The organism is uncultured Veillonella sp., assembly GCF_900545205.1.
Classification (GTDB): Bacteria; Bacillota; Negativicutes; order Veillonellales; family Veillonellaceae; genus Veillonella.
The window spans coordinates 1-5892 of the sequence record NZ_UQYC01000093.1 but is presented as its reverse complement, the minus strand read 5'-3'; the positions used below and the strand labels follow the sequence as shown (position 1 = coordinate 5892).

The 5892-nt window shown below is 40.9% G+C and carries 7 protein-coding genes and 1 pseudogene; all 8 read left to right on the top strand.

What is annotated here, in order from left to right:
- A partial coding sequence (yqeC, locus tag QZR70_RS08215; RefSeq protein WP_295794404.1) for a selenium cofactor biosynthesis protein YqeC occupies positions 1-460 on the top strand: 460 nt, incomplete at its 5' end.
- A 6-nt stretch (positions 461-466) separates the two neighbouring features.
- Positions 467-1189, top strand: coding sequence for an NTP transferase domain-containing protein (locus QZR70_RS08210; protein ID WP_119206561.1), 723 nt, complete (start codon positions 467-469; stop codon positions 1187-1189).
- The gene (yqeB, locus tag QZR70_RS08205) at positions 1186-1998 is read left to right on the top strand and encodes a selenium-dependent molybdenum cofactor biosynthesis protein YqeB (RefSeq protein ID WP_178884400.1); all 813 of its coding nucleotides are present in this window, start codon (positions 1186-1188) and stop codon (positions 1996-1998) included. The genes QZR70_RS08210 and yqeB overlap by 4 nt, the downstream gene beginning before the upstream one ends.
- A complete protein-coding gene (locus QZR70_RS08200; RefSeq protein ID WP_257847080.1) occupies positions 1982-2710 on the top strand; it encodes an XdhC family protein in 729 nt (242 codons plus the stop codon). Before yqeB ends, QZR70_RS08200 begins: the two co-directional genes overlap by 17 nt.
- The gene (locus tag QZR70_RS08195) at positions 2700-3014 is read left to right on the top strand and encodes an XdhC family protein (protein WP_024066914.1); all 315 of its coding nucleotides are present in this window, start codon (positions 2700-2702) and stop codon (positions 3012-3014) included. Before QZR70_RS08200 ends, QZR70_RS08195 begins: the two co-directional genes overlap by 11 nt.
- A gap of 130 nt (positions 3015-3144) precedes the next feature.
- Entirely contained in the window at positions 3145-3957 is an 813-nt protein-coding gene (gene cdaA / locus QZR70_RS08190) for a diadenylate cyclase CdaA (protein WP_105090135.1), read from the top strand.
- Positions 3954-4874: a YbbR-like domain-containing protein gene (locus QZR70_RS08185; protein WP_295794395.1), complete on the top strand. Its 921-nt coding sequence runs from the start codon at positions 3954-3956 to the stop codon at positions 4872-4874. Before cdaA ends, QZR70_RS08185 begins: the two co-directional genes overlap by 4 nt.
- 231 nt (positions 4875-5105) lie before the next feature.
- Positions 5106-5892, top strand: a pseudogene (locus QZR70_RS08180) (hypothetical protein); the annotation flags it as partial.

Below are 5892 nucleotides of genomic sequence, written 5' to 3'. Positions count from 1 at the left end.
TGATCTTATCGATGGTTTAGCAAAGTTACATCCGAACTGGCAAATTGTAGTAGAAGCAGATGGGGCAAAGGAAAAATGGCTTAAGGCGCCTAAGACGACCGAGCCAGTTATCCCATCTCTTACAAAGACCACCATTGGTCTAGTGAATTTGCAAATGTTAGGGGCCCCTCTAGATGATGAGCACGTACATAATATCGAGCTCGTTCAAGATATCGTGAAACGCGATATGGGTGCCATTGTAACACCGCGCATGTTAGCCGACCTTGTGCTTCATAAACAAGGCTTATTCCAATACAGTAAGGGTAAAAAAATACTCTTCTGTACTGGTTATGAAACGGTGCAACATCGTATCATTGATGATTTTATTGATCATATTGTAGATAGCGATATTTCCGATATCATCTTAGCTGATGGATATAAAGCAAGTTGCGAAATCCGTCGCATTATTCAATGTCGGTAGGTACTCATGACTTATGTGAAAGCAAAATCTAATAGCGCTTTCAGTCCCATGAGAGACCCCATAGACCGTCACCCTTTGCATATTGGTATTGTCCTCCTCGTAGGGGGACAATCCAAGCGCATGGGGTGTAATAAGCAGCTTTTACCCTGGCGTGGTAAAACTGTTTTAGATGCGGTCTGTGGGGCTCTTCATTGTGGATGGGAAGATTATGTAAAACCTGCTGAATTCTGTAAACTACCTTTTGTAGCGGTTACTGGTGACGATCATGAAAAATTGGAACCTATTGTTACAAGCTATGGGTTCGAAGTAGTTCGGAATGAACATCCTGAGCGTGGACAGGGTCTGTCCATAGCGATAGGAGTACGTTATTTGGTAGAAAAATCACCGATATCGCTAGATGGCATTCTTTGTTCTGTAGGGGATCAACCACTACTGACTGGGAATGTTGTACATCAGGTTATTAGTGCATTTAGTGATAACTTTCATTCGAAAACTATCGTCGTCCCGCATTATGGGGCGAATTATCAGTCGGGAAATCCTGTTCTCTTTGGTTCGCATTGGTTTGAATCTTTACAACATATCCAAGGGGACCAAGGTGGCAAGACCATCATTCGTGGTGATGGTAAAGATCATGTTATCAAACTATGGATTCGTGACGATATTGGATATGATATCGATACACCCGATGATTTTGAGCGTTTAAAAGAACGTGAAAGTGAGGCATTATGAAACCATTAGTGCTTATGCGTGGAGGCGGAGATATCGCTTCTGGCGCTGTATATAGATTGAAACGTGCAGGCTATCCGGTAGTGATTAACGAAATCGCTATTCCTACCATGATTCGCCGTGAAGTATGTTATGGCAATGCTGTACATCGCGGAGAAATGATTTTGGAACGCTTTGTAGCACGTCATGTAGCCCTTAGTGAAGTTACGGATACGTTGGCACAAGGTGTTATTCCCGTTGTGACTAGTTCGTATGAAGAGCTACTTGATACATTGAAGCCAGCTATTGTGGTAGATGCTATTTTAAGTAAAAAGAATCTTGGTACCAAACGTGATGATGCAGATCTCGTCATTGGTGTGGGGCCTGGATTTACTGCAGGGCATGATGTGGATGTTGTTATTGAAACCATGCGCGGTCATTACTTAGGTCGTTGTATCTATGATGGTCCAGCGCAGCCTAATACGGGGATTCCCGGTAATGTAGGTGGTTATACTCATGAACGTGTTATTCACTCACAAAAGGCTGGTCTGTTTACAGCTAAGCGCCATATTGGCGATTCTGTACAAGCTAATGAAGTCATTGGTTATGTAGATAAAGAGCCAGTGCGGGCAAAAATTACAGGTATTCTTAGAGGTATTCTTAAGAGCGGACTCATCGTATCCGACCATTTTAAATTGGCCGATGTAGATGCTCGTTGTGAAGAAGCTCATTGTTATAGTATTTCAGATAAATCCCTTGCCGTTGGTGGCGGTGTTTTAGAAGCTGTTACTGCATGGGAGTATGAAAGGAATCAAGATGGAAACGATCTATGATGTGATGAAAGACCGTCTTCAGATTACAGAAACTACGCTGATGGTTACTGTATTGTCTGGCCCTCGTCAAGGGGATAAGACAATTTATGCTGAAGATGGTAGTGTTTTGTATGGTACACCAATCGAAGGATTTATGGTAGATAAAGCAAAGCTTAATTCTTTATGTATGGTAGGCGAAGCGGAATGTTTCGTACAACCTGTAGAAAACGATCCATCTGTTCTCGTATTGGGTGCTGGTCATGTGAGCCGTGCTATTACGGATTTATTATTATTTATCGGGTGTCGTGTAACCGTTGTAGATGACCGCCCAGAATATGTAGTTCCTGAATTCTTTGACGAACGAGTAACTCGTAAATGCTTACCGTTAGAAAACTTTAAAAATGATCTACCTCTTGATGAATATAATGGGTTTATCATTGTTACTCGTGCTCATGAGTATGATAATGTATGCTTAGAACAATTGCGCGATTATTTGCCAACCTATATGGGTGTTATGGGCAGTCAAAAGCGCATTCATTATGCATTTGAAGTATTGCGTGAACAAGGTTGGACGCAAGAAGAATTAGATATGGTATATGCACCAATTGGTCTAGACTTAGGTGCACAAACTCCTGAGGAGATTGCATTATCTATCGTTAGTGAATATTTGGCAGTGGTGCGTGGTAAAAAAGGCGGCTCATTGCGGAAAGGTAGAGTGAGCCATGAATCGTGAGTTTATTGAATATTTAAGTGCTCGTAAAAATGAAACACTAGCTGTAGCTACTATTTTATTTACCCGTGGTTCTACACCGCGTAAGGCTGGTACATCTATGGTAGTATTCCCAGATGGATCTATCTTTGGTACTATCGGTGGTGGTCGTGCTGAAAATGAGATTCGCCTAAGCGCTGTTGATTCCTTGAATAAAAAAGAAGCACATCGTCGTATCGAAGTTCTTTTAGATGACGATGTAGCTGTAAAAGAAGGTATGGTGTGTGGCGGACAGATGGATGTGTGGATTGAAACACAAAATATTTAAGTTCATAACTATAGAAAAATCATAGCTTATAATTGTTTATAAATTTACAGTGCTTCTAAAATGAGTTAAAATATAAGGTACAGCCAAGTAGTTGGTTGTACCTTATTATTTTGTATAAGGAGCTATTTTTATGCATATTGACGCACTTATACATACCTTTAGGCTTCTTGATATTGCTGATATCTTAATCGTTGCCGTAGGTATTTATTACTTATATAAATTGCTTAAAGATACACGGGCCGTTTCTCTTTTGAAAGGTCTTGTTATGCTAGCAATTCTAAATTTATTGAGTCATTTGCTGAATCTATATGTTATCAATTGGATTTTGCAACAAAGTATGACCGTTCTTCTCTTCGCATTACCTGTAGTATTCCAACCGGAATTGCGTCGTGCTTTAGAACAATTGGGCCGTGGTCGAATTTTCAGTAAGGCACAGAATGTCAACGAAGAGGAAATGGATATGGCTATCAATGAAGTGATGGCGGCGGCTCGCGTTATGTCTCGTGAGCATACTGGGGCACTTATCGTTTTTGAACGTGAAGTGGGCCTCAATGACTTCGTTGATACAGGCATTTTAATTGATGCTGTGTTGAGCCGTGAACTAATTAAAAATATTTTCGTTCCTAGTACACCACTTCATGATGGGGCGCTAATCATCCGCGATGGTCGCATTCGTGCAGCTGGTTGTTTATTGCCACTAACTGAGGATCGTACATTGAGTACTGAACTTGGTACACGTCACCGTGCAGCCATCGGTTTGTCTGAACAAACTGATGCTGTCGTTGTTGTGGTCAGTGAGGAAACGGGGACAATTTCCTATACCTATGGCGGCCATATTTATCGCCATTTACCGGAAGATCAAATTAAAGAAGCGTTGCGTACATTTATGGAACGCCCTCGTCAAACCATTACTGGTATGTGGAAATGGGGGGCAAAAAAATGATGATACATTTGAAACGCAATTGGCCAGCTAAGTTGTTATCATTGCTAGCGGCTATCGTCATGTGGTTCTTTATCATGCGAGATCAGAACCCTGTGATGGAGGTAACCTATACAGTACCTGTTCAAGTCCAAAATCTTGATTCCCATTATATTATAGAAGATGCACCTGATGTAGCACGCATTGTCCTTTCGGGCCCTCGCGATACGATTATGGCTATAAAGGCAGATAATCTTCGTGCATATATTGATGCATCTGGTGTAAAACCAGGTCAAAATAATGTAACCATTGGATTTACCCCTCCAGCGGGGATGAGCCTTGTGGAGGTTAAGCCTGATACTGTAACAATTAATGTAGACGAATATGCAGAGCGGAAAATACCGGTTGAAATTGTTCCAATTGGTAAGTTCTCCGACGATGTTGCTCTCAAGTCAGTAACCATTGTACCGAAAGAGGTAACTGTGTCTGGACGTAAACAGCTTGTTAACGCTGTAAATAAGGTTGTCATGAAGGTTAATATCTCTGGTCAAACCAAGAACTTTAGTGCTGTTAGTACGTTAGAAGCCTGGGATATATCTGGTAATGTATTAGATGTACACATCAATCCGAGCCAAGGTCAAGCGCAATATGAACTAAACTTATTGCGTAAAGATAAAGCGGTTCCTATTACGGTACCAACTGTGGGAACGGTAGCTGATGGGTATGAAGTTAAGTCTATATCCGTTACACCAACTCAATTAACTGTGACTGGTCGAGAAGAAATGATTGATTCTGTTTCAGAAATTCAAACAGAACCAATTGATCTTACCGGTGCAACGAAGGGTATTCAAGGCAATTACAACTTAGTATTGCCAAGCGGTGTCAATAGTAATGTTACTACTGTACATGTTAAGGTGGATATACAAAAGAAAACTACGTAGCTAAAAAGACCCTATACGTAGCTAAAAAGACCCTATACGTAGTTAAAAAAGACCCTAATAGAGTAGATTCATAACTCTATTAGGGTTTGTTTTATTATTCATATATTAGCTTTTATAGTAGTGTTGTATAATAAAAGTGTATGACCATTTTCTTGTAGGTCAGTTGTTAGAAATTTAGGTCAAATAATAATGATATAAGCTGCCCCAAAAGGGAGCCGAAATAGGAAAGATATGATTAGAATAATAAATCTCCGCGTGGCTGTTACGGTCAAGTCGGATATAAAGGATATTGTAGAAAAGAAATATCCCCAATTGCGAGGCGCTATTGATACGATTCATGTTGTACGACGTGCTGTAGATGCTCGTAAAAAACCGAATATTGTATTTGTGTATACCTTGTTTGTTGAGGTCCATAAGGAAGCTCAAATCATGAAAAAACTAGGTAAACAAAAGGATGTATCTGTATTTACTCCAGAGGATCCAGAACCTATTGTTTATGGTAATGTGCCTTTAGCACATCGCCCTGTAGTGATGGGCTTTGGTCCTGCTGGGATGCTAGCTGCCTTTTATTTAGCTCGTGAAGGGTACCGTCCAATCGTTCTTGAACGAGGTCAAGACGTTGATACTCGTAGCCAAGATGTAGAAACGTTTTGGAAGGAGGGCGTATTCAAGCCTGAATCCAATGTACAATTTGGCGAGGGTGGTGCAGGTACCTTCTCTGATGGTAAACTGACAACTCGCGTTACACATCCAAGATTGCATGAAATCTCCAAATATTTTGTAGAGTTTGGCGCTCCAGAAGAAATCTTGTATAAACATAAACCTCACGTAGGTACAGATAAGTTGCGCACCATGGTGAAAGCTATGCGTGAACGCATTATCGAATGGGGTGGTGAAGTTAGATTCGGTGCCAAAGTAACTGATTTGTTTATTGAAAATGACCGAATCGTTGGTGTTGAAGTTAATGGCGATGAGCGCATTGATACGACGGTTGTCCTTTCTGGTGTAGGCCATAGTG

Coding starts and splice junctions, on each gene's coding strand:
- QZR70_RS08210 (WP_119206561.1), top strand. CDS start 467: ATGACTTATGTGAAAGCAAAATCTAATAGCGCTTTCAGTCCCATGAGA.
- yqeB (WP_178884400.1), top strand. CDS start 1,186: ATGAAACCATTAGTGCTTATGCGTGGAGGCGGAGATATCGCTTCTGGC.
- QZR70_RS08200 (WP_257847080.1), top strand. CDS start 1,982: ATGGAAACGATCTATGATGTGATGAAAGACCGTCTTCAGATTACAGAA.
- QZR70_RS08195 (WP_024066914.1), top strand. CDS start 2,700: ATGAATCGTGAGTTTATTGAATATTTAAGTGCTCGTAAAAATGAAACA.
- cdaA (WP_105090135.1), top strand. CDS start 3,145: ATGCATATTGACGCACTTATACATACCTTTAGGCTTCTTGATATTGCT.
- QZR70_RS08185 (WP_295794395.1), top strand. CDS start 3,954: ATGATGATACATTTGAAACGCAATTGGCCAGCTAAGTTGTTATCATTG.